The following is a 22,954-nucleotide window of genomic DNA, read 5'->3' on the forward strand; positions in this document are numbered from 1 at the left end:
AGGGTTATCCTGTCGAGCTAACGGAGGTTTTTCATGCAGATTTATAAAGTTGGCGGCGCGGTACGCGATCGCCTGCTCGGCATAGCTGTCACCGATATCGACCGGGTGGTGGTTGGCGCGACCACTGAAGAGATGCTCGCCCAGGGTTATCGGCCTGTAGGCGCTGACTTTCCGGTGTTTCTTCATCCGAAAACCGGCGAGGAATATGCCCTCGCCCGCACCGAACGCAAAAGCGGACGCGGTTATGGCGGGTTCACGTTCCACGCCAGCCCAGACGTGACCCTCGAAGAAGACCTGATACGCCGCGACCTGACGATCAACGCGATGGCCGAAGACGATCAGCAGAACCTGACCGACCCCTACCACGGCCAGCGCGATCTCGAGGCCCGTGTACTGCGCCACGTTTCCCCCGCGTTTGCCGAAGATCCGCTCAGGGTCTTGCGCGTTGCTCGCTTCGCCGCACGCTACGCCGAACTCGGCTTCACTGTCGCTCCCGAAACCCTCGATCTGATGCGCCAGCTCAGTGAGTCAGGCGAACTCCAGGCACTGACGGCTGAGCGCAGCTGGAAAGAAATCTCCCGCGCCCTGATGGAAAATCAGCCACAGGTGTTTATCGAGGTATTGCGCGCGTGTGGCGCGCTCGAAGTGCTGATGCCGGAAGTCGACGCACTGTTCGGCGTCCCGCAACCGGCAGCCCACCACCCGGAAATCGACACCGGCGCCCACACCCTGAGCGTGCTGCAGCAAGCGGCACAGCACAAACAACCGCTGACCGTGCGCTGGGCCTGCCTGCTGCATGACCTGGGTAAGGGGCTGACGCCAGAGGAGCAGTGGCCGCGTCACATTGCCCATGAGTCCAAAGGACTGAAGTTGATCAAAGCGGTCAACGAACGCTTCAAGGCACCGAGGGATTGCCAGGAGCTGGCGTTGCTGGTGGGCGAGTACCACACCCACGGTCATCGCGCACTGGAACTGAAACCATCGACCTTGCTGGAGCTACTGCAGAGCTTCGACGTTTACCGTCGGCCGCAGCGGTTCGAGGAATTCATCGCCGCTTGTGAGATGGATGCGCGAGGGCGGAAGGGGCTGGAGCAGAGAAGTTATCCACAGGCCGATTACCTGCGCGGGGCGGCGACGGTGGCGCGTAGCGTGGCGGTTCAGCCGTTGCTGGAGCAGGGATTCAAAGGGCCTGAGCTGGGCGAGGCAATCAAGCGTGAACGGCTCAAGGCGTTGAAAGCTTATAAGGAACAAGCCTAAGCAAGATCACAAGATCGCAGCCTGCGGCAGCTCCTACACAGGAATATGCGTTTCCATGTAGGAGCTGCCGCAGGCTGCGATCTTTTGCTTTAAAGCAAATCGGACGGGGTTAATGGCTGCCCACGCCACTCAAATGCCACCGGCGCAAGCACTTGATCAATCTGCGCTTCGGCCCACAACGCGGCGAAACTTTTACCTACACCCGGGTGCACGCGATCCGGCGCAATCAGCGACAACGGCCACAATACAAAGGCATTTTTAAGAATTTCCGCCCTCGGCAGTACCAGGCCATCGAAGTTGCCCACCAGGTCACCGAACAGCAACACGTCGATATCCAGAGGCAAACCTCGGCGATCAGGCGCGTAACGCCCATTATCGGCCTCAATGAACTTTAACCGGCGATCCAGCTCCATCAGCGGCAAGTCGGTACAGGCCGACACCACGAAATTGAAGAACGGCCCGCTCTTGATCCCCACTGGCTGGCTTTCGAAGACCGCCGAGCAACGCATATCCACCAAAAAACCCGCCAGTGCTTCCAGGCCGGCCTGCAAATGGGTTTCGCGCTCGATATTGCTGCCGAGCCCGAGATATACCTGAGTCAGCGACATCCGCGCTCGATCTCCACGCCCACGCCACCGGTAGCGGCAGGAACCGCGCCTGGCTTGGTCAGTTTGAGGCGCATCCAGGTGATCTTGAATTCGCTCATCAGCACTTCAACCAGCCGCTCGGCAAAGGTCTCGACCAGCTGGAACTGCGCCTGCTCGGCAAAGGCCTGGATGCGCGACGAAACGCTCGCGTAATCCAGCGCCAGGGTCAGGTCATCGCCAGCGGCGGCCGGACGATTATCCCAGGCGAAACTCAGGTCAAGCCGCAAGCACTGTCGGATGCCTCGCTCCCAGTCATAGGCACCGATCACGGTGTCGACTTCCAGGCCCTCGATAAACACTCTGTCCAAGCACTTTTCTCCGCTACACGACAAGGGCGCAATGCGCCGTTAGAATCAGGGCGTCCTCGCCCGGAATAGTTAGCATGTTTTGGTTACTGGCGACCCTCGCCTACCTGCTCGGCTCTCTGTCCTTCGCCATTTTGCTCAGCCGCCTGACCGGTACCCCCGATCCGCGAATGAGTGGCTCGGGCAATGCCGGCGCCACCAACATGTTGCGCCTGGCCGGCAAGAAACTCGCCATTCTGACCCTGCTCGGCGACCTCTGCAAAGGCCTGTTGCCCGTACTGATCGCCAGCCTCGCAGGCCTGTCACTGCAGGATCAGGCCTGGATCGGCGTTTGCGCCGTTATCGGTCACCTGTTCCCGCTGTACTTCCGCTTTCGCGGTGGCAAGGGTGTCGCCACCGCTGCCGGCATGCTGCTGGGGCTGTACCCGCCAGCAGCCTTGATGGCGGTCTGCGCCTGGCTGCTGACGTTCTACCTGACCCGTACCAGCTCGCTGGCCGCCTTGATCGCCACGCCCCTGACCCTGCCACTGCTGGCCTGGCAAGAACCGGCAGCGCTGCTGCCCATGTGCGCCCTGTCCGCAATGATCGTCTGGCGCCACCGGGGCAATCTACGCGACCTGTTTGCCGGGCGCGAACGGCATTTTTAGCAGCCAGCCATGAGCGCCGCTCATCACAGGGGCGACAACTGCTCCATCGGCCACCGCGCCTGCACACTGATCGCCAGGCTTTCCTGCTGGCCAGCCTGCAGGCGCTGGCAACCGGCAAACGCAATCATGGCGCCGTTATCGGTGCAGAACTGCGGACGGGCGTAAAAAACATCGCCCTTCAGGTCGCCGAGCATTTTTTCCAGGGAGGAGCGAAGCGCCTTGTTGGCACTGACGCCTCCAGCGATCACCAGGCGCTTCATGCCAGCCGCTTTCAGGGCGCGCTTGCACTTGATGGTCAAAGTCTCCACCACGGCCTGCTGGAACGCCAGCGAGATGTCGCAACGGGCTTGCTCACCGTCGTCTCCGGCACTCACACACTGCTGCCAGGTGTTCAGGGCGAAGGTTTTCAAGCCGCTGAAGCTGAAGTCCAGCCCAGGGCGGTCGCACATCGGACGCGGGAAAACGAAACGTCCTGCAACGCCCTGCTCGGCCAGCCGAGCGATTTCCGGGCCACCCGGATAATTGAGCCCCATCATCTTCGCGGTCTTGTCGAAGGCCTCGCCTGCGGCGTCATCCAAGGTTTCGCCCAGCAGCGTGTACTGACCGATTCCGTCGACCTGAACCAACTGTGTATGACCACCCGACACCAACAAAGCGACGAACGGAAATTCCGGCGGCTGAGACTCCAGCATCGGCGCCAGCAAATGGCCTTCCATGTGGTGCACGCCCAGCGCTGGAATGCCCCAGGCAAAGGCCAGCGCCTGGGCACAGGAAGCACCCACCAGCAATGCACCGACCAGGCCGGGGCCCGCGGTATAAGCGATGGCGTCGATCTCGGTCGGCACGCAGTCGGCTTCGGCCAACACCTGACGAATCAAGGGCAGCATGCGCTTGACGTGGTCACGCGAGGCCAGCTCCGGCACTACGCCACCATAGGCGCGGTGCAGGTCGATCTGGCTGAACAGCGCGTCGGCCAACAGACCGCGTTCACTGTCGTAAAGCGCGACACCGGTTTCGTCGCAAGAGGTTTCTAATCCCAGTACTAGCATGGGTTTGCGCCTTGTTTAGGCTGAATTCGAAGGCGCGCATAATAGTCGCCGCGTGATGCCCCGACCAGCGGTTTTCGATCAGAGGCTTTGCATTCCGTGCGATGAGGGGTTAACATCCGCAACCCTTAAAAACCGACGTCTTCAAGTGCTCTTTTGCCGCGAGGATGTTGACCCCGGTAATGAATGAAGGTAGCTCTGGATGCCAGCCGTCAAAGTAAAAGAGAACGAACCCTTCGACGTAGCTCTGCGTCGTTTCAAGCGCTCCTGCGAAAAAGCCGGTGTACTGGCTGAAGTTCGTAGCCGCGAATTTTACGAGAAGCCAACTTCTGAGCGTAAGCGCAAAGCAGCAGCCGCTGTTAAGCGTCACGCCAAGAAAGTTCAGCGCGAACAGCGCCGCGCCGTTCGCCTGTACTAATACACAGACGATCGTAGCAAGCTTCTGCCAAGCCCGGCTTCACGCCGGGCTAATGGCATTTGCGTAAAACGCTTGATGCTTCACCGTCGAAGCCGCAGACGCGACCGAGACAAATCTGCTTCACTGCGTCAGACCTGGCTCTTTTGCCAGCGGTGCACGTCTTTTCTGACGAGCCTTTCAAGGCTACTGACGAGCACACCCACTGATTCCTCTCACGACGATCAGCCCAAGGCACCTGTTTGCGTGCCGAAAAAGAGCTATCCGAGACCCTTGACGGGCGCAGCCGGATTCAGCGCAACACTTTCAAACAGTCGAATACTGATGAGTAGTAACGTCAGTGGATTTTCGGCAGATACACTTCCCGACAGCGATTATGCAGGCGATACCGGTCGAGCAGCACATTTTGCGTGCCTCAAGCAATGACCCGCGCTCAGCTACCCTTCGCTTCGGTTCCTTTTCAGCGCAGACGACGAGAACGCCATGGCCGGGCTGATTCCCCAGAGCTTCATTGACGACCTTCTGAACCGCACCGACATCGTCGACGTGGTCAGCTCGCGCCTGCAACTGAAAAAGGCCGGCAAGAACCATACGGCCTGTTGCCCGTTCCACAAAGAGAAAACACCCTCTTTCAGCGTGAGCCCCGACAAGCAGTTCTATTACTGTTTCGGCTGCGGCGCTGGCGGTAACGCCCTGGGTTTCATCATGGACCACGACAACCTGGACTTCCCCCAGGCTGTCGAAGAACTGGCCAAGGCCGCCGGGATGGAAATCCCCCGGGAAGAAAGCGGGCGCCCGCACAAGCCGCGCCAGCCCACCGATTCGCCGCTGTACCCGTTGCTTACGGCCGCCGCCGACTTCTATCGCCAGGCCCTGAAAAGCCATCCGGCGCGCAAAGCCGCAGTGGACTACCTGAAAGGTCGCGGGCTGACCGGTGAAATCGCCCGGGACTTCGGCCTCGGTTTTGCGCCACCTGGCTGGGACAACCTGTTCAAGCACTTGAGCAGCGACACCCTGCAACAAAAAGCCATGATCGATGCCGGCCTGCTGATCGAAAACGCCGAAACCGGCAAACGCTACGACCGCTTTCGTGATCGCGTGATGTTCCCGATCCGCGACAGTCGCGGGCGCATCATCGCGTTTGGCGGCCGGGTGCTGGGCGACGACAAGCCCAAGTACCTCAACTCGCCGGAAACCCCGGTCTTCCATAAAGGCCAGGAACTCTACGGCCTGTACGAAGCGCGCAAGAACAACCGCAACCTCGACGAAATCATCGTCGTCGAGGGCTACATGGACGTCATCGCCCTCGCCCAGCAAGGCTTGCGCAATGCCGTCGCGACCCTGGGCACCGCCACCAGCGAAGAGCACATGAAACGGCTGTTTCGCGTCGTGCCCAGCGTGCTGTTCTGCTTCGACGGCGACCAGGCCGGCCGCAACGCCGCCTGGCGAGCCCTCGAAGCCACGCTGTCGAGCCTGCAGGATGGCCGTCGCGCGCGATTCCTGTTCCTGCCCGAAGGCGAAGACCCGGACACCCTGGTCCGCTCCGAAGGCACCGACGCCTTCCGCGCACGCATCAACCAGCACGCGCAGCCATTGGCCGATTATTTTTTCCAGCAACTGACGGAAGAAGCCGACCCGCGCTCACTCGAAGGCAAGGCCCACATGGCCACCCTGGCAGCACCGCTGATCGACAAAGTGCCAGGGGCCAACCTGCGCATCCTGATGCGCCAGCGCCTCAGCGAAATCACCGGCCTGAGCGGGGAAGCCGTCAGTCAGCTGGTGCAAAGCGCTCCGCAAGAAGCGCCACCGGCCTACGATCCGGGCATCGATTACGACGCGATGCCCGACTACAGCGACTATCATCAGCCGCAATCGCAGGAAATGTACGTACCGCAGCAGGAATGGACGCCGAAGAAACCCGGCGCAGGCGGCAAGAAATGGGACAAGAAGCCGTGGGACAAGAACGGCAAGCGGGGTGGTGATCGCGATCAACCCCGCGCGCCCAGGGTGCCGGCGGCCGTAGAGCCTCCGACGCTCGCCGCGTTGCGCACGCTGCTCCACCACCCGCAACTGGCCGAAAAAGTCGAGGATGCCGGGCATTTTGCCGCCGAGGACCACACCAACACGCAACTGCTGGTGGCGCTGCTCGAAGCCGTACAGAAGAATCCCAAGCTAAACTCATTTCAGTTGATTGCGCGCTGGCACGGCACGGAGCAAGGACGTTTGCTCAAGGCGCTGGCGGAAAAGGAATGGCTGATTGACGGAGATAACCTTGAACAACAGTTTTTCGACACCATTACTAGCTTGTCAGCCCGCCAACGCGAGCGAAATCTGGAACAACTGCTCAGGAAAGCCCGACAAAGCGAGCTGAGCACAGAAGAGAAAAACCAACTGCGCGACCTATTAAGTCGCAATGTTTCCGCATCAAGCCCGACCTCAACTGGCGCGTGAGGTCATAGCTCAGGTATAATCCTCGGCTTGTTTTTTGCCCGCCAAGACCTTCAGTGGATAGGGTGTTATGTCCGGAAAAGCGCAACAGCAGTCTCGTATCAAAGAGTTGATCACACTTGGTCGTGAGCAGGGTTACCTGACTTACGCGGAGGTCAACGACCACCTGCCGGAGGATATTTCAGATCCGGAACAGGTGGAAGACATCATCCGCATGATCAACGACATGGGGATCAACGTATTCGAGGTTGCGCCAGATAAGGATTCCCTTATGCTGGCCGACGCCGATACCGACGAAGCCGCGGCCGAAGAGGCAGCTGCTGCGTTGGCAGCGGTCGAGACCGACATTGGTCGCACTACCGACCCGGTGCGCATGTACATGCGCGAAATGGGTACGGTCGAGCTCCTCACTCGTGAAGGCGAAATCGAAATCGCCAAACGTATTGAAGAGGGCATCCGTGAAGTGATGAGCGCAATCGCGCACTTCCCTGGCACGGTTGATCATATTCTCTCCGAATACACTCGCGTCACCACCGAAGGTGGCCGCTTGTCCGACGTCCTGAGCGGTTATATCGACCCGGACGATGGTATTGCGCCGCCTGCGGCGGAAGTACCGCCGCCGATCGACGCCAAGGCCGCGAAAGCGGATGACGATGCCGAAGACGATGACGCCGAAGCTTCCGATGACGAAGAAGAAGCCGAAAGCGGTCCGGATCCGATCATCGCCGCCCAGCGTTTTGGCGCTGTCGCCGATCAGATGGAAATCACCCGCAAGGCGCTGAAAAAGCACGGTCGCCACAACAAGCTGGCAATTGCCGAGCTGTTGGCACTGGCCGAACTGTTCATGCCGATCAAACTGGTTCCGAAGCAATTCGAAGGCCTGGTCGAGCGTGTGCGCAGTGCCCTGGATCGTCTGCGTCAGCAAGAGCGTGCAATCATGCAGCTCTGCGTTCGTGATGCGCGCATGCCGCGTGCCGACTTCCTGCGCCAGTTCCCGGGCAACGAAGTCGACGAAAGCTGGTCTGACGCACTGGCCAAAGGCAAGAGCAAATACGCCGAAGCCATTGGTCGCCTGCAGCCGGACATCATTCGTTGCCAGCAGAAGCTGACCGCGCTGGAAACCGAAACCGGTTTGACGATCGCCGAGATCAAGGACATCAACCGTCGCATGTCGATCGGTGAGGCCAAGGCCCGCCGCGCGAAGAAAGAGATGGTCGAAGCGAACTTGCGTCTGGTGATCTCCATCGCCAAGAAGTACACCAACCGTGGCCTGCAATTCCTCGATCTGATCCAGGAAGGCAACATCGGCCTGATGAAAGCGGTAGACAAGTTCGAATACCGTCGCGGCTACAAGTTCTCGACTTATGCCACCTGGTGGATCCGTCAGGCGATCACTCGCTCGATCGCCGACCAGGCCCGCACCATCCGTATTCCGGTGCACATGATCGAGACGATCAACAAGCTCAACCGCATTTCCCGCCAGATGCTGCAGGAAATGGGTCGCGAACCGACCCCGGAAGAGCTGGGCGAACGCATGGAAATGCCTGAGGACAAGATCCGCAAGGTATTGAAGATCGCTAAAGAGCCGATCTCCATGGAAACCCCGATCGGTGATGACGAAGACTCCCATCTGGGTGACTTCATCGAAGACTCGACGATGCAGTCGCCAATCGATGTCGCGACCGTTGAGAGCCTCAAGGAAGCGACTCGCGAAGTTCTGTCCGGCCTCACTGCCCGTGAAGCCAAGGTACTGCGCATGCGCTTCGGAATCGACATGAATACCGACCACACCCTCGAGGAGGTTGGTAAGCAGTTCGACGTGACCCGTGAACGGATTCGTCAGATCGAAGCCAAGGCGCTGCGCAAGCTGCGCCATCCGACGAGAAGCGAGCACTTGCGCTCCTTCCTCGACGAGTGACACCAGAACCCCCGGCCCAGGCCGGGGGTTTTGTTTTGTGCAGATTAAATCCCCCGCACCACCCCACCCGCCGTTTTGCCCGTCTACACTCGAAACATTCCCCGAGCCATAACGAGACCGTTATGCCCAGACTGCCGACCGTGTTTTTTTTGCTGTCGCTGATTTCCTGGACCGCAACGGCTGGCGCGCTGACTCTAACCGACGAAGAACGTAGCTGGCTTGCGGCCCACCCGGACCTGCGCCTGGGTGTCGATGCGTCCTGGCCCCCCTTTGAGTTTCGCGACGACCAGGGGCGTTACCAGGGCCTTGCGGCAGATTATATCGACCTGATTCGCGAGCGACTGGCCATCAAGCTCACACCCATCGAGCCCGTGAGCTGGACGGTCGTGCTGGACCAGGCCAAACAAGGCAAGCTGGACCTTTTGCCGGGCATCATGTCGACCCCGGAACGCCAGGCCTACCTGTCATTCACCCGCCCCTACCTGGATTTCCCGATCGTCATCCTGGCGCATGTCGGAGGCGCCCAGCCGCGTAAACTCAAAGACCTGTACGGGCTGAAAATCGCCGTGGTGGAAAACTACGCGCCCCACGAACTGTTGCGTACCCACAATCCCGATCTGAACCTGGTGGCGATGCCCAACGTCAGTTCAGCCTTGCAGGCGCTGGCCACCGATGAAGTGGACGCCGTGGTAGGCGATCTCGCCTCCAGCATCTGGAGTTTGCGCCAGCTCAAGCTCGACGGGCTGTATGTCAGCGGCGAAACCCCCTACCGCTATCAGTTGGCCATGGGCGTACCACGGGACAACAAGATGTTGGTCGGCATCCTGGATAAAGTCCTGGCCGACATGTCGCCTGCTGAAATCAGCTCGATCCAGGAGCAATGGGTGGGCAACGTTCTCGATCACCGAACATTCTGGTCCGATCTGCTGATCTACGGCCTGCCTGGGCTACTGCTGCTGATCCTCGTGCTGGCTGGAGTGATCCGCGTCAACCGTCGCTTGAGTTCGGAAATCGCCCGCAGGGTCGATCTGGAGCAGGAACTGCGCAGCAGCGAATACCATTACCGCGGGCTGGTGGAGAGTCTGTCGGCCATCGCCTGGGAAGCGCGGATGAGCGACTTCACCTACAGCTATGTGTCGCCCCACGCCGAAGACCTGCTCGGTTACCCTCTGTCCCACTGGTTGATCCCCGGCTTCTGGCGCAACATCATCCACCCCGCCGACCTCACCCGCGCGCAGAGCTTCTGCGACCACGAAGTGCTGGCCGGGCGAGACCACAGCCTCGATTACCGGGTCATCACCGCTGACGGGCGTTGCTTGTGGGTCCGCGACATCGTCAGCCTGATCGAACACGGTCATGAGCCGGTGATGCGCGGCCTGATGATCGACATCAGCGAGACCAAGCGCACCGAAGAAGCACTGCGCCAGTCTGAACAGAAGTTCGCTTCGGTATTCCAGCAATGCCCGGACATCCTCGTGATCGCACGCCTCAGCGACGGCTGCCTGCTGGAGGTCAACGAGGCGTTCGAAGAACAGATCGGCCTCAGAGCCGAGGACGTTATCGGCCAGACCGCCACCAACCTCAACATCTGGGGTATCCCGGGCGTCGGGCCCGGGCTGCTGCAGCGCTTGCAGGCCGGCAGCATCCGCAACCTGGAGATGCCCTTTCGCCGCAGCAATGGCCAAGTGTTCACCGGCCTGATCTCTGCCGAACCGTTCGACCTCGACACGACCCCGGCGCTGGTGGTCGTGGTGCGCGACATCACCCAGCTCAAGGAAACCCAGCAACAACTGCAAACCTCCGAAGAGAAATTCGCCAAGGCGTTCCACGCCTCGCCGGACGGCCTGTTGCTGTCCCGGCAAAGCGATGGCCTGCTGATCGAGGTCAACGAGGGCTTCAGCCGCATTACCGGCTTCAACAGCGCAATGTCCGTGGATCGCTCGGCTCTGGACCTGGGGATCTGGGTCAACCTCAACGAACGTAAACAAATGCTCGACCTGTTGCACCGGGACGGTTTCGTCCGAGACTTCAGCTGCCATATCCGCCGCAGCGACGGGCAGATCCGCCTCTGCGAGGTCTCCAGTCGTCCGCTGCCAATCGGTGACGATGACTGCATGCTGACCATTGCCCGGGACATCACCGAGCGCCACCTGATGCAGGAAAAACTGCAACAGGCCGCCACGGTATTCGAGAGCACCGCAGAAGGCGTGCTGATCACCGATACCCAGCAGCACATCAGCGCAGTCAACCGTGCCTTTAGCGAAATCACCGGCTACAGCGAAAGCGAAGCACTGGGCCATACACCGCGCCTGCTTGCCTCGGGCCTGCATGACAGCGCGTTCTACGCCGCCATGTGGCATCAACTGACCGCCGAAGGTCATTGGCAAGGCGAGATTTCCAACCGACGCAAGAATGGCGAACTCTATCCGAGCTGGCTGACCATCAGCGCCGTGCGCAATCGCGAAAATTTCATCACCCACTTCGTGGCCGTGTTCGCCGACATTTCCAGCCTCAAACACGCCCAGGCCAAACTCGACTACCAGGCTCACCACGATCCGCTGACCGGCCTGCCCAACCGCACGCTGTTCGAGAGCCGTTTACTCAACGCCCTCAATCACCAGAAGGAAAACGGCGGCCAGGGGGCGGTGCTGTTCCTCGATCTGGACCGCTTCAAGCACATCAACGACAGCCTCGGTCACCCGGTCGGCGATCTGTTGCTCAAGGGCATTGCCGTGCGCCTCAAAGACCAGTTGCGCGACATCGACACCGTCGCGCGCCTGGGCGGCGACGAATTCATCATCCTGCTCCCCGGCCTGCAGCAAGCCAGCGACGCCGACAACATCGCCACCAAGCTGCTCAACTGCTTTACCGCGCCGTTCCAGGCAGGCGAGCATGAGTTCTTCATCAGCTCCAGCATCGGCACCAGCCTGTACCCCAAGGACGGCTGCGACGTGGCCACGCTGATCAAGAATGCCGATGCGGCGATGTACCGCTCCAAGGCCAAGGGCCGCAACCGTGTCGAAAGCTATACCTTCGACCTCACCGCCCAGGCCAGCGAGCGCGTGGCGCTGGAGCACGAACTGCGCCGCGCCATCGAGCGCAATGAACTGCACCTGTGCTACCAACCCAAGATCAGCCTCGAGGACTATCGCCTGGTGGGCGCCGAAGCGCTGATTCGCTGGCGTCATCCGACCTTTGGCGACGTACCGCCCGAACATTTCATTTCGCTTGCCGAAGAAAACGGCATGATCCTGCAGATCGGCGATTGGGTTCTCGAGACCGCATGCCGGCAGATGTTTGAATGGAACCAGATGTACGAAGGCCTCGGCCCGCTGTCGGTCAACCTCGCCGGTGCCCAGCTGCGCCAACCAAACCTGCTGGGGCGCATCGAGCAGTTGCTCAAGGACAACCGCCTCAACCCCGGCTACCTGCAACTGGAAATCACCGAAAACTTCATCATGAGCCAGGCCGAAGAAGCGCTGGCGGTGCTGCACCAACTCAAGCACCTGGGCGTGCAACTGGCGATCGACGACTTCGGCACCGGCTACTCCTCGCTGAGCTACCTCAAGCGCCTGCCGCTGGACATTCTCAAGATCGACCAATCCTTCGTCCGCGGCCTGCCGGATGACCCCCACGACGCCGCGATCGTGCGCGCCATCATCGCCCTCGGCCGCAGTATGCAATTCACGGTCATCGCCGAGGGCGTCGAAACCCAGGCGCAGCAGCAATTCCTGGCCGCCGAAGGCTGTGAGCAGATCCAGGGCTACATCGTCAGCCTGCCCCTGCCCCCCGACGAATTTGCCGCAACGTTCCTTCGTACAGTAGTTTCAGATTTTTCGGATAGCACAGCCGCGAAACCATCGCTATAATCCGCGACCAATGGGGCCTATAGCTCAGTTGGTCAGAGCAGAGGACTCATAATCCTTTGGTCCACGGTTCAAGTCCGTGTGGGCCCACCAAACAAGAAAGCCGCGCAATGCGCGGCTTTTGCGTATCTGAAGGGTTCGAATCAGTCGCCATTGTCTAATCGCTCAGTTGGCAAAGTTCTCGATCTTTACCTGACCTTCCGGGAAGGTGGCAATGATTTCCAACTCGCCACCCATTGCGCGGATGTAGTTGCGCAAAGTACTGATGTACATGTCTGTACGCCGCTCCATCTTGGATATCGCCGCCTGGTTGACATGAAGTGTTTTGGCCAGCGAGTCCTGACTCAACGCTTGCGCCTGGCGCAACTCGTGCAATGGCATTTGAGCTCGCAGCTTCTGATGCAAAGCCTCGACACGCGATTGAGACTCTGGAGCTCGACGCGCCACCAAATCAGCAAATTTTTTAGCCATTTTCATAGCCCTCTTTCTTCAATGTTTCCAAGTGCTCGTCGAAGAAACGCTCGGCTAGCGGCACATGGTCCGTATACCAACGCTCCAGGCCGGTTTTATCACCCCCGATCAGCAGAATCGCGCAGCGCCGTCCCGAACGCGTACAGCACACGGTACGGCCTGCCAGCGTGTTGGACCCTAACGCAGGCCTATTCAAATATGTAACACGGGTATCGCCTGCACCGCCCGCAGCCGCTCTAGCATCTGCCCCGTCAACACGACCTCAAACGTATCCGCCGCCCGCCCCCACTGCTCGACGATAACCATGCCGCCCACCAAGGCCGCTGCCAGTTCGGTAATGGTCCCGGACAGTTCTTCCACGATGTCTTGAGTCCGCTGCCACGCGCGATCCGTCAGAATTTTAAGTTCAGCGGTTATGCGCTCGGACGCCGCCGGATCGGTCTCGGGATAAAGCAAATTGCGCAGTAAGTGCTGCAGCTCCCTGATCTTTGCGTAATCCTGCTCCGCCCCCTGCTCTCCCTTGAGGATGGCTGTGGCTTTCGACTTGTCGACGCGTTGCCCGGCTGAAGATTTTGCAGGCAGTGTCTGCGCCATTGCGCCAGCCAGAAGGACGATCATCCGGGCCTCCAGATGTTGCTTCATGGCCTCGATCGAAGAAATCGCCCGCACCAGGCTAACGGACGCCCCGCCGTGATGCCGTAAGTCCATGGTCACTGTCAGGCTCACGCCGCCCGTGGCAAAACCCAAGGCACGGGCGACGACGTAGTGGCCCATTTCGTGATGGGCAATCTCCCAGGCACGAGCCCGTACAGCAGGAGGCATTTTCTTCGACATGACCTGTCCCTCGTGTCACGACCACAATTGAGCTGTCATACATCACAGACCAAATGCAGACTCCGGGTCAATCATCAAAACCTGAATCGAACCAGGGTGCGCCAGAGGTTTTTCCACACCGAGCGTTTGTGTTTCTTCCAGTTGCGTTCCCACCATTCATCTTCATTCACCGCGCGCGCCTCGATGTCGCTGCCTGTCACCGCCGCTGCGTGCTGGCGAAACAGCATGGGAAATACACAATGTTGTTTGATCTGCCGTTTAAACAGGACATCGACTGGTACTCCGACGTAAGGAGTTTGGGCCAGCACCCTGCAGCCTTCGCGGGAGAGGATGTAGGCGTGCAGTGCCACCACGTTGCCGCGGGCAATGAACGGGAACCATGTCAGCCACGTACGACCCATGCTGTACCCCAGGTGCAACGCCTCAAACCTGTTACGGCGAATGAACCGGTTCACCCAACGCACCTGTATCGGATGAAGCCCATAGGGCTTGGCATCGTCCTCGAATATCAACACCCGTTGCCAACCTTCGGCCAGGACTTTTCTGGCCAGTGCCTGATGTGATTCGTAACAGCCTCGGATCGGTTCGCTGTTGCGCTGGGCAATGAAGAACTCGATCGGGTTTGAAACGAGCGTTGCGACGGTGCTTCGGAACAGTTGCCGCCGGTCATGGCGCTCACTCAAGGATATGCAGTACACCTGATCAACATCGAACGAGACCTTTTCCATTCGCCCCTGGCACCTTAAGACCTCTCCGCGACCCGACGTCACGGAAAGAATCAATGATCGGCAAGGGGGTCCTGCCACGTATGTCAGACACGTCCTGAAATGGCGTTGGCTTTTCTGATCGATATCGCCCACGGTCAGCAGGATGTTGGCGTCGCGAGCGCTGCGGGGGATGTGCCTGTAACATGCCTGCACATTGATCCAAGCCGCTGGAGACCGCCTTGCCCGACATTCGCCCGCCCGTTCTCGACGAAATCGACCGTCAGCTGATTGCGGCCCTGCAGATCAACGCCCGCGAAAGCGTGGCCATGCTCGCCCGACAACTGGGCATCGCGCGCACCACCGTCACGTCGCGCCTGGCGCGGCTGGAAAAGGCCAAGGTCATCACCGGCTACGGCGTGCGGCTCGGCCAGCGCGTGGTGGATGGCGGGCTGCAGGCGTATGTGGGGATTACCGTGCAGCCGCGTTCCGGCAAGGAGGTGTTGCGGCGCCTGAGTGCGATGGCCCAGGTGCAGCAGTTGTGTGCGGTGAGTGGAGAATTTGATTATGTGGCCTGGTTGCGCAGCGATTCGCCGGAGCAGCTGGATGAGTTGCTGGATCAGATTGGCAGTGTGGATGGGGTGGAGAAGACGACGACGTCGATCATCTTGAGCAGCAAGATTGATCGGGGGCAGCCGGTTTAAGATTTTTCCTGTGGTTATGGCTGTCTGGCTGGCCTGCAAAGAACCTGTAGGAGCTGGCTTGCCAGCGAAGGCGTCCGGACCATCAACACAAGATTCAAAGGCCTCATCGCTGGCAAGCCAGCTCCTACAGTGGTCAGTGTGCGCAGTTATCTCGTCATACTGATCAGAAATCTGGCAAAACGACGACACTTTGCGTCTTATTAACGTGTTCGGTGCTCTCTAGAATGGCTGGCATCTTTTCCTATACTCAGATGCGCATTCCGCGTCGGGTCGCCAGCAAGGTCAGCCATGAACAAGAACAATCGCCATCCTGCAGACGGTAAAAAACCGATCACCATTTTCGGTCCGGACTTTCCTTTCGCCTTCGACGACTGGATCGAACACCCGGCCGGCCTGGGCAGCATTCCCGAGCACCATCACGGTGCCGAAGTGGCGATTGTCGGCGCCGGTATCGCCGGGCTGGTGGCCGCATACGAGTTGATGAAGCTGGGTCTCAAGCCCGTGGTCTATGAGGCCTCGAAGCTGGGCGGGCGCCTGCGCTCCCAGGCGTTCAATGGCACCGACGGCATCGTCGCCGAGTTGGGCGGCATGCGCTTCCCGGTATCGTCCACCGCGTTCTATCACTATGTCGACAAGCTGAACCTTGAAACCAAACCCTTCCCCAACCCGCTGACACCGGCCTCCGGCAGCACCGTCATCGACCTGGAAGGCAAGACCCATTACGCACAGAAACTGGCGGATCTTCCTGCACTGTTCCAGGAAGTCGCCGACGCCTGGGCCGATGCCCTGGAAGCGGGCTCGCAGTTCGCCGATATCCAGCAGGCCATCCGCGACCGCGACGTGCCGCGTCTCAAGGAGCTGTGGAACACCCTCGTGCCGTTGTGGGACGACCGCACCTTCTACGATTTCGTGGCCACCTCCGAAGCCTTCGCCAAGCTGTCGTTCCATCACCGTGAAGTGTTCGGCCAGGTCGGTTTCGGTACCGGTGGTTGGGACTCGGACTTCCCCAACTCGATGCTGGAAATCTTCCGCGTGGTGATGACCAACTGCGACGATCACCAGCATCTGGTGGTCGGCGGCGTCGAACAGGTACCGCAGGGCATCTGGCGCCATGTCCCGGAACGCTGTGTGCACTGGCCCCAGGGTACCAGCCTCAAGTCGTTGCACAGCGGCGCGCCACGTTCCGGCGTGAAGAAGATCGCCCACGCGCCGGACGGCCGTTTTGCGGTCACCGACAACAACGGCGACACCCGCGAATACGCTGCGGTGCTGACCACCTGCCAGAGCTGGCTGCTGACCACCCAGATCGAATGCGACGAAACCCTGTTCTCGCAGAAGATGTGGATGGCCCTGGACCGCACCCGTTACATGCAGTCGTCGAAAACCTTCGTGATGGTCGACCGCCCGTTCTGGAAGGACAAGGATCCGGAAACCGGCCGCGACCTGATGAGCATGACCCTGACCGATCGCCTGACCCGCGGCACCTACCTGTTCGACAACGGCGACGACAAGCCCGGGGTGATTTGCCTGTCGTATTCGTGGATGAGCGACGCGTTGAAAATGCTCCCGCATCCGGTGGAAAAACGCGTGAAGCTGGCGTTGGATGCGCTGAAAAAGATCTACCCGAAAGTCGACATCGCCGCGCGCATCATCGGTGATCCGATCACCGTGTCCTGGGAAGCCGACCCGCATTTCCTCGGCGCCTTCAAGGGTGCCCTGCCCGGCCACTATCGCTACAACCAGCGCATGTACGCGCATTTCATGCAGGACGACATGCCGGCCGAACAGCGCGGGATTTTCATCGCCGGCGACGACGTTTCGTGGACCCCGGCCTGGGTCGAAGGCGCGGTACAGACCTCGCTCAATGCGGTGTGGGGCATCATGAAACACTTCGGCGGTGCAACTCACGCCGAGAATCCGGGTCCAGGAGATGTGTTCAACGAAATCGGCCCGATCGCCCTGCCCGAGTAAGAGGAATCCGAAATGCGCGTAGCCCTTTACCAATGTCCACCGTTGCCCCTGGATGTCGCCGGCAACCTTCAGCGCCTGCATCAGCTGGCGCTGGAGGCAAAGGGCGCCGACTTGCTGGTACTGCCGGAGATGTTCCTGACCGGCTACAACATCGGCGTCGATGCCGTCAGCGTGCTGGCGGAGGTATACAACGGTGAATCGGCGCAACAGATCGCGCGCATTGCCAAGACCGCCGGGATAGCCATCCTGTATGGCTATCCCGAACGCTGCGAAGACGGACAAATCTACAATGCCGTGCGACTGATCGACGCCAATGGCGAGCGCCTGTGCAATTACCGCAAGACGCACCTGTTCGGTGACCTCGACCGTTCGATGTTCAGCGCCGGCTCGGACGACTTCCCCATCGTTGAACTCAATGGCTGGAAGCTCGGCTTCCTGATCTGCTACGACCTCGAGTTCCCGGAAAATACCCGCCGCCTGGCCCTGGCCGGCGCCGAACTGATCCTGGTACCGACGGCCAACATGATCCCGTTCGACTTCATCGCTGACGTTACCGTCCGCGCCCGGGCCTACGAGAATCAGTGCTACGTGGCTTATGCCAACTATTGCGGGAGCGAAGGCGATATCCACTACTGTGGCCAAAGCAGCATCGCGGCACCGGATGGCAGCCGCATCGCCCAGGCGGGACTCGATGAGGCGCTGATTGTCGGTGAGCTGGACCGCCAGTTGATGCTCGACTCCCGCGCAGCCAACCGCTACCTGATCGATCGCCGTCCCGAGCTTTACGGCGCGCTGAACAAGCGCTGAGCCACCGTTATCCGCTAGCATTGGCACTTCTCTGTCCTGGAAGTGCTCATGCCTGCGCTGAATCCCCCTCGCCCCCACACTGAAACCCTGGCCAAAGGCTTGCGGGTGACGCTGCGTCATGCCCCGGATTTGAAGCGCTGCGCGGCGGCGTTGCGGGTTGCCGCCGGCAGCCATGATGTGCCGTTGGCCTGGCCGGGCCTGGCGCACTTTCTCGAACACCTGCTGTTTCTCGGCACCGAGCGTTTTGCCGCCGACCAAGGGTTGATGGCCTTCGTCCAGCGCCACGGCGGCCAGGTGAATGCGCAAACTTGCGAGCGCAGCACCGATTACTTTTTCGAGTTGCCACCCCAGGCGTTTGCCCAAGGCCTGGAGCGGTTGGCGGACATGCTCGCCCATCCGCGCATGAAGCTGGATGACCAGCACCGGGAACGGGAAGTGCTGCACGCGGAGTTCATCGCCTGGTCCCAGGATGCCGCGGCGCAGCAGCAACTGGCACTGATGGACGGGCTTAGCGACGCTCATCCGTTGCGCGGTTTTCATGCGGGCAACCGCGACAGCCTGCTGGTGCCGAAACCCGAGTTCCAGCAGGCCTTGCAGGATTTTTACCAGCGCTATTACCAAACCGGACAAATGACCTTGAGCCTTGCCGGCCCCCAGAGCCTTGATGAATTGAGGCTGTTGGCCGAAGCGTTCGGCAACGTCATTGCCAACGGCGAGAAGGTCCCGCAACAAGCCCCGACGCCGCTGATGGCAGGCGCGAGCAATAGTTATCAACAGGTCGGCGAGCATCGACTGGACCTGCTGTTTGCCCTTGAAGCACTACCCGCCTCATCCGCCGAAGCGCTGGGCTTTCTGTGCCATTGGCTGAACACCGCGAAACCCGGTGGGCTGCTGGCTGAACTGCGCAAACAGGGCCAAGTTGAAAACCTCAAGGCGCGCGCCCTGTACCAATTCGCCGGACAAGCCTTGCTGCACATTGAGTTCACCCTGCCCGCCAATGCTATGGCGAGCGAGATTGGCGAGCAATTGCGGGACTGGCTGAGCTTTTTCGCCCAACAGGACTGGCGCGGGTTACGCGAGGAATACGCGGCGCTGCGCCAGCGCCAGACAAGTAGTGCCTTGCAACTGGCTCGTCAGGACATCGAAGAGCGCGAAGTAGACTTATCCGAAGTCGGTGTTGCCGCCCTCAAGGTCATTCTGGAAAAAATCGGCGCTGTGGATAACTTCAACGGCCCGTGGCAACTCCCCGCGCCCAATCCGTTCCTGCGCACCGAAGCTGCGCCTCCAGGGGCCGGCTTGATTCGCGGACAAACCAGCGCCCACCGGGGCCTGCGCACCTTTGCCCAAGACCGCTCACGCAGCCGCCGCGAACGTTCGCCGATGCAGTTCAGCCAGGCGCTACCGGAAAACGGCGCTGAAGCTGCGCTGTACCTGCGCTGGCGCCTGGACGCGGCCCCCGGCACCAGCCTTCAATCGCGCCTGGAAAACACCCTGCAAGCGCTGCGTGAAGACGCAAGTGAAGCCGGCGTGGATTTTTCCTTCGCTGCGTCGGGCAATCAATGGCTGTTGAAAATGACCGGCCTGCAAGCGCGAATGCCGTCCATACTCGAACACGCGCTGAACCTGCTGACCCAGCCTGATGCAGGGCTGTCACCGCCATCACCGGCCCGCCCCGCCTTGATGCCGATTCGACAGCTACTCAAGGTGCTGCCCGATCACTGCCTTGAGCCATCGGTTGAATCGAACAACTTGGCACAACTGTGGTCGAGCGCTCGCTGGACTGGCCTGGCGAGCGGTTTTTCTGCGCAGACTCAGGCGGCCATGGGCCTGGCTTTGAGCCGCGTGCCGGGCACAGCGGATACGCAACAGGCACCGGCACCGTCAATCCATTCGCAGCACCTGTGGAGCAGCGTGACGACCCACTCCAGCGAACACGCGCTGTTACTGTTCTGTCCGACAGCCACCCAGGATCTGGCTGACGAAGCCGCCTGGCGGTTGCTCGCCCATCTCTGTCAGACGCCGTTCTATCAGCGCCTGCGGGTGGAATTGCAATTGGGCTACGCGGTGTTCAGTGCCCTGCGACAGATCCACGGGCAGACCGGGCTGCTGCTGGGTGTGCAATCGCCGAATGTGGCCGCCGCGGAGCTCTTGCAACATATCGAACAATTCCTGAACGGGTTGCCGGCGCTGATCCAGGCCCTCGACGAAAGCGCCTTCATCAGCCAGCGCCAGACCCTGGCCGATCAGTTTTCCAGCGCCGCCCTGCCAACAAGCCAAGCCGCCGAATTGCTCTGGCAGGGTAAATTGGCCGGCCGCCCGTCGGATTATCTGACGCAGTTACCCCTGGCCATACTCCTGACCGACCGCGGCGCACTGCTGGCCGCGATCCAGCGCCTGAGCCGGGCCGAAGGCGGCTGGCGCTGCCTGGCGAACAACCCTGCACCCGGCGCGCCCTGGCAAGCGACAAAATGATCATTACCCAGACGGTAAGGAGCTTTTTCAAAGTTTCACGGGCAATCCCTGTGAAATTTTGAGTAACATAGCAGCCTAACTATTTGGAACATCTCTGACTGGAGGTGGACTATACATATAGATAGCGCTGTCCAACCTTACCTGAAGGAGTTCAACTGATGGCCTGGACCAAACCGGCTTACACCGACCTGCGTATCGGCTTCGAAGTCACCATGTACTTCGCAAGCCGTTGATCTCTGCCCTGGCAGAATGCAGCACAACGCCTCGGTTATCCGAGGCGTTTTATTTTCAGCGTTGAAATGATGGAGCGCCCATGTTTGTCCAGATCCTAGGTTCCGCCGCTGGCGGTGGTTTTCCCCAGTGGAACTGCAATTGCGAGAACTGCGCAGGTTTTCGCAACGGCAGCCTGCGGGCCCAGGCGCGCACCCAATCGTCCATCGCGATTTCCGATGACGGCGTGAACTGGGTGCTGTGCAACACTTCCCCGGACATCCGTGCCCAGCTGCAAAGCTTCGCGCCCATGCAACCGGGGCGTGCCCTGCGTGATACCGGAATCAGCGCGATCATCCTGATGGACAGCCAGATCGACCACACCACCGGCCTGCTCATGTTGCGTGAAGGTTGCCCGCATCAGGTCTGGTGCACCGACATGGTCCACGAAGACCTGAGCACCGGTTTCCCGCTGTTCAACATGTTGACCCACTGGAACGGTGGCCTGAGCTGGAACCGCATCGAGCTCGACCAGAGCTTCAGCGTTCCGGCCTGCCCGAACCTGCGTTTCACCCCGCTGCCCCTGCGCAGCGCTGCGCCGCCCTACTCGCCGCATCGCTTCGACCCGCATCCGGGCGACAACATCGGCCTGATCGTCGAAGACCTCAATACCGGAGGCAAACTGTTCTATGCACCGGGCCTGGGCAAAGTCGACGCGCCGCTGCTGGAGATCATGGCCGCCAGCGATTGCCTGCTGGTGGACGGCACGCTATGGGACGACGACGAAATGCAGCGCCGTGGTGTCGGCACCCGTACCGGCCGGGAGATGGGCCACTTGGCGCAGAACGGCCCTGGCGGCATGCTCGAAGTGCTGGAGCAGCTGCCAACGCAGCGCAAGGTACTTATCCACATCAACAACACCAACCCGATTCTCGATGAGGATTCACCGCAGCGGGCGGAGCTGGATCGGCGTGAAGTTGAAGTGGCGTATGACGGCATGAGTATTGTGCTGTAACTGACGGCCCCTTCGCTGGCAAGCCAGCTCCTACAGTGACCGCGTACCCCTGTAGGAGCTGGCTTGCCAGCGAAAGGGCCAGACCAGCCACCAAAGAATCCACCGGCTGTACTCCGGAGACCCGCAATGACCGACACCCCGATGTCCCCCGCCGAATTCGAAGCCGCCCTGCGCGCCAAGGGCGCCTATTACCACATCTATCACCCGTATCACGTGGCGATGTACGAAGGCCGGGCGACCCGCGAGCAGATCCAGGGCTGGGTCGCCAACCGTTTTTACTATCAGGTGAACATCCCGCTGAAGGACGCGGCAATCCTGGCCAACTGCCCGGACCGCGAGATCCGTCGCGAGTGGATTCAACGCCTGCTGGACCACGACGGCGCCCCCGGCGAAGACGGCGGCATCGAAGCCTGGCTGCGCCTGGGCCAGGCCGTCGGCCTCGACCCGGACCAACTGCGCTCCCAGGAACTGGTGCTGCCCGGCGTGCGCTTTGCCGTCGACGCCTACGTCAACTTCGCCCGCCGGGCCAGTTGGCAGGAGGCCGCCAGCAGCTCGCTGACGGAACTGTTCGCGCCGCAGATCCATCAGTCGCGCCTGGACAGCTGGCCGCAGCATTACCCGTGGATCGACCCCGCCGGCTACGAATATTTCCGCACGCGCCTGGGTCAGGCGCGGCGCGATGTCGAGCACGGCTTGGCCATCACCCTCGAGCACTACAAGACCCGGGAAGGCCAGGAACGCATGCTGGAAATTCTCCAGTTCAAACTGGACATTCTTTGGAGCATGCTCGATGCCATGAGCATGGCCTACGAACTCAATCGCCCGCCGTATCACAGCGTGACCGGGGAACGGGTCTGGCATAAAGGAATCACCCTATGAGCTTCGATCGCAGCAAGACCCCGACCTGGCGCCCTGGCTACCGATTCCAGTACGAACCGGCACAGAAAGGCCATGTGCTGCTGTATCCCGAAGGCATGATCAAGCTCAATGAAAGCGCCGCGCTGATCGGCGGCTTGATCGACGGCGAGCGTGACGTCGCCGCGATTATCAATGAGCTCGACACGCAATTCCCGGGCGTGCCCGAACTCGCGGACGACATCGAGCAATTCATGGAGGTTGCCCGTGCGCAGCACTGGATCGAACTTGCCTGATTCATCCAGGCAAGTGCCGCCCACACCCGAGATCGGCCTGCCCCTGTGGCTGCTGGCCGAGCTGAG

At 60.6% G+C, this 22,954-nt stretch carries 20 protein-coding genes, 1 tRNA gene and 1 pseudogene; 15 read left to right on the forward strand and 7 right to left on the reverse strand.

Annotated elements, in window-relative coordinates; translation table 11 throughout:
• Positions 1-33: 33 nt before the first annotated feature.
• Positions 34-1,257 carry a multifunctional CCA addition/repair protein gene (locus NPS56_RS28425; protein WP_274077728.1) on the forward strand — a complete coding sequence of 408 codons (1,224 nt, stop codon included), beginning with the start codon at positions 34-36 and terminating at the stop codon, positions 1,255-1,257.
• 89 nt (positions 1,258-1,346) lie between these two features.
• Here NPS56_RS28425 and folK read toward each other — a convergent pair whose 3' ends face one another.
• Both folK and folB read right to left on the reverse strand, forming a co-directional pair.
• Complete coding sequence (gene folK / locus NPS56_RS28430) at positions 1,347-1,865, reverse strand: 2-amino-4-hydroxy-6-hydroxymethyldihydropteridine diphosphokinase (protein ID WP_274077729.1); 519 nt, start codon at positions 1,863-1,865, stop codon at positions 1,347-1,349.
• Positions 1,856-2,212: a dihydroneopterin aldolase gene (folB, locus tag NPS56_RS28435; protein ID WP_008051601.1), complete on the reverse strand. Its 357-nt coding sequence runs from the start codon at positions 2,210-2,212 to the stop codon at positions 1,856-1,858. The genes folK and folB overlap by 10 nt, the downstream gene beginning before the upstream one ends.
• A gap of 74 nt (positions 2,213-2,286) precedes the next feature.
• Between folB and plsY the strand changes: the two genes are divergently transcribed.
• Positions 2,287-2,856, forward strand: coding sequence for a glycerol-3-phosphate 1-O-acyltransferase PlsY (plsY, locus tag NPS56_RS28440; protein ID WP_274077730.1), 570 nt, complete (start codon positions 2,287-2,289; stop codon positions 2,854-2,856).
• A 23-nt stretch (positions 2,857-2,879) separates the two neighbouring features.
• On the opposite strand, the gene tsaD is transcribed toward plsY, so the two are convergent.
• Positions 2,880-3,905, reverse strand: a complete 1,026-nt coding sequence (gene tsaD, locus NPS56_RS28445; RefSeq protein ID WP_274077731.1) for a tRNA (adenosine(37)-N6)-threonylcarbamoyltransferase complex transferase subunit TsaD — start codon at positions 3,903-3,905, stop codon at positions 2,880-2,882.
• A 199-nt stretch (positions 3,906-4,104) separates the two neighbouring features.
• On the opposite strand from tsaD, the gene rpsU reads away from it, so the two are divergent.
• From rpsU to NPS56_RS28470, 5 genes are all read left to right on the forward strand, one after another.
• Positions 4,105-4,320 carry a 30S ribosomal protein S21 gene (rpsU, locus tag NPS56_RS28450; RefSeq protein ID WP_002551877.1) on the forward strand — a complete coding sequence of 72 codons (216 nt, stop codon included), beginning with the start codon at positions 4,105-4,107 and terminating at the stop codon, positions 4,318-4,320.
• Between the two features lie 480 nt (positions 4,321-4,800).
• Positions 4,801-6,768: a DNA primase gene (dnaG, locus tag NPS56_RS28455; RefSeq protein WP_274077732.1), complete on the forward strand. Its 1,968-nt coding sequence runs from the start codon at positions 4,801-4,803 to the stop codon at positions 6,766-6,768.
• A 67-nt stretch (positions 6,769-6,835) separates the two neighbouring features.
• Positions 6,836-8,683: an RNA polymerase sigma factor RpoD gene (rpoD, locus tag NPS56_RS28460; RefSeq protein ID WP_274077733.1), complete on the forward strand. Its 1,848-nt coding sequence runs from the start codon at positions 6,836-6,838 to the stop codon at positions 8,681-8,683.
• A 122-nt stretch (positions 8,684-8,805) separates the two neighbouring features.
• Positions 8,806-12,552 (forward strand): bifunctional diguanylate cyclase/phosphodiesterase, encoded by a 3,747-nt coding sequence (locus tag NPS56_RS28465; protein WP_274077734.1) that lies wholly within the window; start codon positions 8,806-8,808, stop codon positions 12,550-12,552.
• A 13-nt stretch (positions 12,553-12,565) separates the two neighbouring features.
• Positions 12,566-12,642, forward strand: a tRNA-Ile gene (locus tag NPS56_RS28470).
• A 72-nt stretch (positions 12,643-12,714) separates the two neighbouring features.
• On the opposite strand, the gene NPS56_RS28475 is transcribed toward NPS56_RS28470, so the two are convergent.
• The 4 genes and pseudogenes from NPS56_RS28475 to NPS56_RS28490 form a co-directional block, all read right to left on the reverse strand.
• Positions 12,715-13,020 carry an XRE family transcriptional regulator gene (locus NPS56_RS28475; protein WP_274077744.1) on the reverse strand — a complete coding sequence of 102 codons (306 nt, stop codon included), beginning with the start codon at positions 13,018-13,020 and terminating at the stop codon, positions 12,715-12,717.
• Positions 13,013-13,202: pseudogene (locus NPS56_RS28480) on the reverse strand (type II toxin-antitoxin system RelE/ParE family toxin); the annotation flags it as partial. The pseudogene NPS56_RS28480 and the gene NPS56_RS28475, both read right to left, overlap by 8 nt.
• Before the next feature lie 10 nt (positions 13,203-13,212).
• Complete coding sequence (locus tag NPS56_RS28485) at positions 13,213-13,854, reverse strand: site-2 protease family protein (protein ID WP_274077735.1); 642 nt, start codon at positions 13,852-13,854, stop codon at positions 13,213-13,215.
• Between the two features lie 74 nt (positions 13,855-13,928).
• A complete protein-coding gene (locus NPS56_RS28490; protein WP_274077736.1) occupies positions 13,929-14,582 on the reverse strand; it encodes a hypothetical protein in 654 nt (217 codons plus the stop codon).
• Positions 14,583-14,800: 218 nt separating this feature from the next.
• Between NPS56_RS28490 and NPS56_RS28495 the strand changes: the two genes are divergently transcribed.
• The 8 genes from NPS56_RS28495 (at position 14,801) to pqqD (ending at position 22,888) form a co-directional block, all read left to right on the forward strand.
• Positions 14,801-15,262, forward strand: coding sequence for an Lrp/AsnC family transcriptional regulator (locus NPS56_RS28495; RefSeq protein WP_274077737.1), 462 nt, complete (start codon positions 14,801-14,803; stop codon positions 15,260-15,262).
• Between the two features lie 288 nt (positions 15,263-15,550).
• Complete coding sequence (locus NPS56_RS28500) at positions 15,551-17,233, forward strand: flavin monoamine oxidase family protein (RefSeq protein ID WP_274077738.1); 1,683 nt, start codon at positions 15,551-15,553, stop codon at positions 17,231-17,233.
• Positions 17,234-17,245: 12 nt separating this feature from the next.
• Entirely contained in the window at positions 17,246-18,040 is a 795-nt protein-coding gene (locus NPS56_RS28505) for a carbon-nitrogen hydrolase family protein (RefSeq protein WP_274077739.1), read from the forward strand.
• A 48-nt stretch (positions 18,041-18,088) separates the two neighbouring features.
• Positions 18,089-20,512, forward strand: a complete 2,424-nt coding sequence (pqqF, locus tag NPS56_RS28510) for a pyrroloquinoline quinone biosynthesis protein PqqF (protein WP_274077740.1) — start codon at positions 18,089-18,091, stop codon at positions 20,510-20,512.
• A gap of 158 nt (positions 20,513-20,670) precedes the next feature.
• A complete protein-coding gene (gene pqqA / locus NPS56_RS28515) occupies positions 20,671-20,745 on the forward strand; it encodes a pyrroloquinoline quinone precursor peptide PqqA (RefSeq protein ID WP_003444522.1) in 75 nt (24 codons plus the stop codon).
• 80 nt (positions 20,746-20,825) lie between these two features.
• A complete protein-coding gene (pqqB, locus tag NPS56_RS28520) occupies positions 20,826-21,737 on the forward strand; it encodes a pyrroloquinoline quinone biosynthesis protein PqqB (protein ID WP_274077741.1) in 912 nt (303 codons plus the stop codon).
• Positions 21,738-21,863: 126 nt separating this feature from the next.
• Positions 21,864-22,616: a pyrroloquinoline-quinone synthase PqqC gene (gene pqqC, locus NPS56_RS28525; protein ID WP_274077742.1), complete on the forward strand. Its 753-nt coding sequence runs from the start codon at positions 21,864-21,866 to the stop codon at positions 22,614-22,616.
• Positions 22,613-22,888 carry a pyrroloquinoline quinone biosynthesis peptide chaperone PqqD gene (gene pqqD / locus NPS56_RS28530; RefSeq protein WP_274077743.1) on the forward strand — a complete coding sequence of 92 codons (276 nt, stop codon included), beginning with the start codon at positions 22,613-22,615 and terminating at the stop codon, positions 22,886-22,888. Before pqqC ends, pqqD begins: the two co-directional genes overlap by 4 nt.
• Positions 22,889-22,954 lie beyond the last annotated feature (66 nt).

Source organism: Pseudomonas putida, assembly GCF_028682635.1.
In the GTDB taxonomy this organism is placed as follows: Bacteria; Pseudomonadota; Gammaproteobacteria; order Pseudomonadales; family Pseudomonadaceae; genus Aquipseudomonas; species Aquipseudomonas putida_AE.

Coding starts and splice junctions, on each gene's coding strand:
- NPS56_RS28425 (WP_274077728.1), top strand. CDS start 34: ATGCAGATTTATAAAGTTGGCGGCGCGGTACGCGATCGCCTGCTCGGC.
- folK (WP_274077729.1), bottom strand. CDS start 1,865: ATGTCGCTGACTCAGGTATATCTCGGGCTCGGCAGCAATATCGAGCGC.
- plsY (WP_274077730.1), top strand. CDS start 2,287: ATGTTTTGGTTACTGGCGACCCTCGCCTACCTGCTCGGCTCTCTGTCC.
- tsaD (WP_274077731.1), bottom strand. CDS start 3,905: ATGCTAGTACTGGGATTAGAAACCTCTTGCGACGAAACCGGTGTCGCG.
- rpsU (WP_002551877.1), top strand. CDS start 4,105: ATGCCAGCCGTCAAAGTAAAAGAGAACGAACCCTTCGACGTAGCTCTG.
- dnaG (WP_274077732.1), top strand. CDS start 4,801: ATGGCCGGGCTGATTCCCCAGAGCTTCATTGACGACCTTCTGAACCGC.
- rpoD (WP_274077733.1), top strand. CDS start 6,836: ATGTCCGGAAAAGCGCAACAGCAGTCTCGTATCAAAGAGTTGATCACA.
- NPS56_RS28465 (WP_274077734.1), top strand. CDS start 8,806: ATGCCCAGACTGCCGACCGTGTTTTTTTTGCTGTCGCTGATTTCCTGG.
- NPS56_RS28475 (WP_274077744.1), bottom strand. CDS start 13,020: ATGGCTAAAAAATTTGCTGATTTGGTGGCGCGTCGAGCTCCAGAGTCT.
- NPS56_RS28485 (WP_274077735.1), bottom strand. CDS start 13,854: ATGTCGAAGAAAATGCCTCCTGCTGTACGGGCTCGTGCCTGGGAGATT.
- NPS56_RS28490 (WP_274077736.1), bottom strand. CDS start 14,582: ATGGAAAAGGTCTCGTTCGATGTTGATCAGGTGTACTGCATATCCTTG.
- NPS56_RS28500 (WP_274077738.1), top strand. CDS start 15,551: ATGAACAAGAACAATCGCCATCCTGCAGACGGTAAAAAACCGATCACC.
- NPS56_RS28505 (WP_274077739.1), top strand. CDS start 17,246: ATGCGCGTAGCCCTTTACCAATGTCCACCGTTGCCCCTGGATGTCGCC.
- pqqF (WP_274077740.1), top strand. CDS start 18,089: ATGCCTGCGCTGAATCCCCCTCGCCCCCACACTGAAACCCTGGCCAAA.
- pqqB (WP_274077741.1), top strand. CDS start 20,826: ATGTTTGTCCAGATCCTAGGTTCCGCCGCTGGCGGTGGTTTTCCCCAG.
- pqqC (WP_274077742.1), top strand. CDS start 21,864: ATGACCGACACCCCGATGTCCCCCGCCGAATTCGAAGCCGCCCTGCGC.
- pqqD (WP_274077743.1), top strand. CDS start 22,613: ATGAGCTTCGATCGCAGCAAGACCCCGACCTGGCGCCCTGGCTACCGA.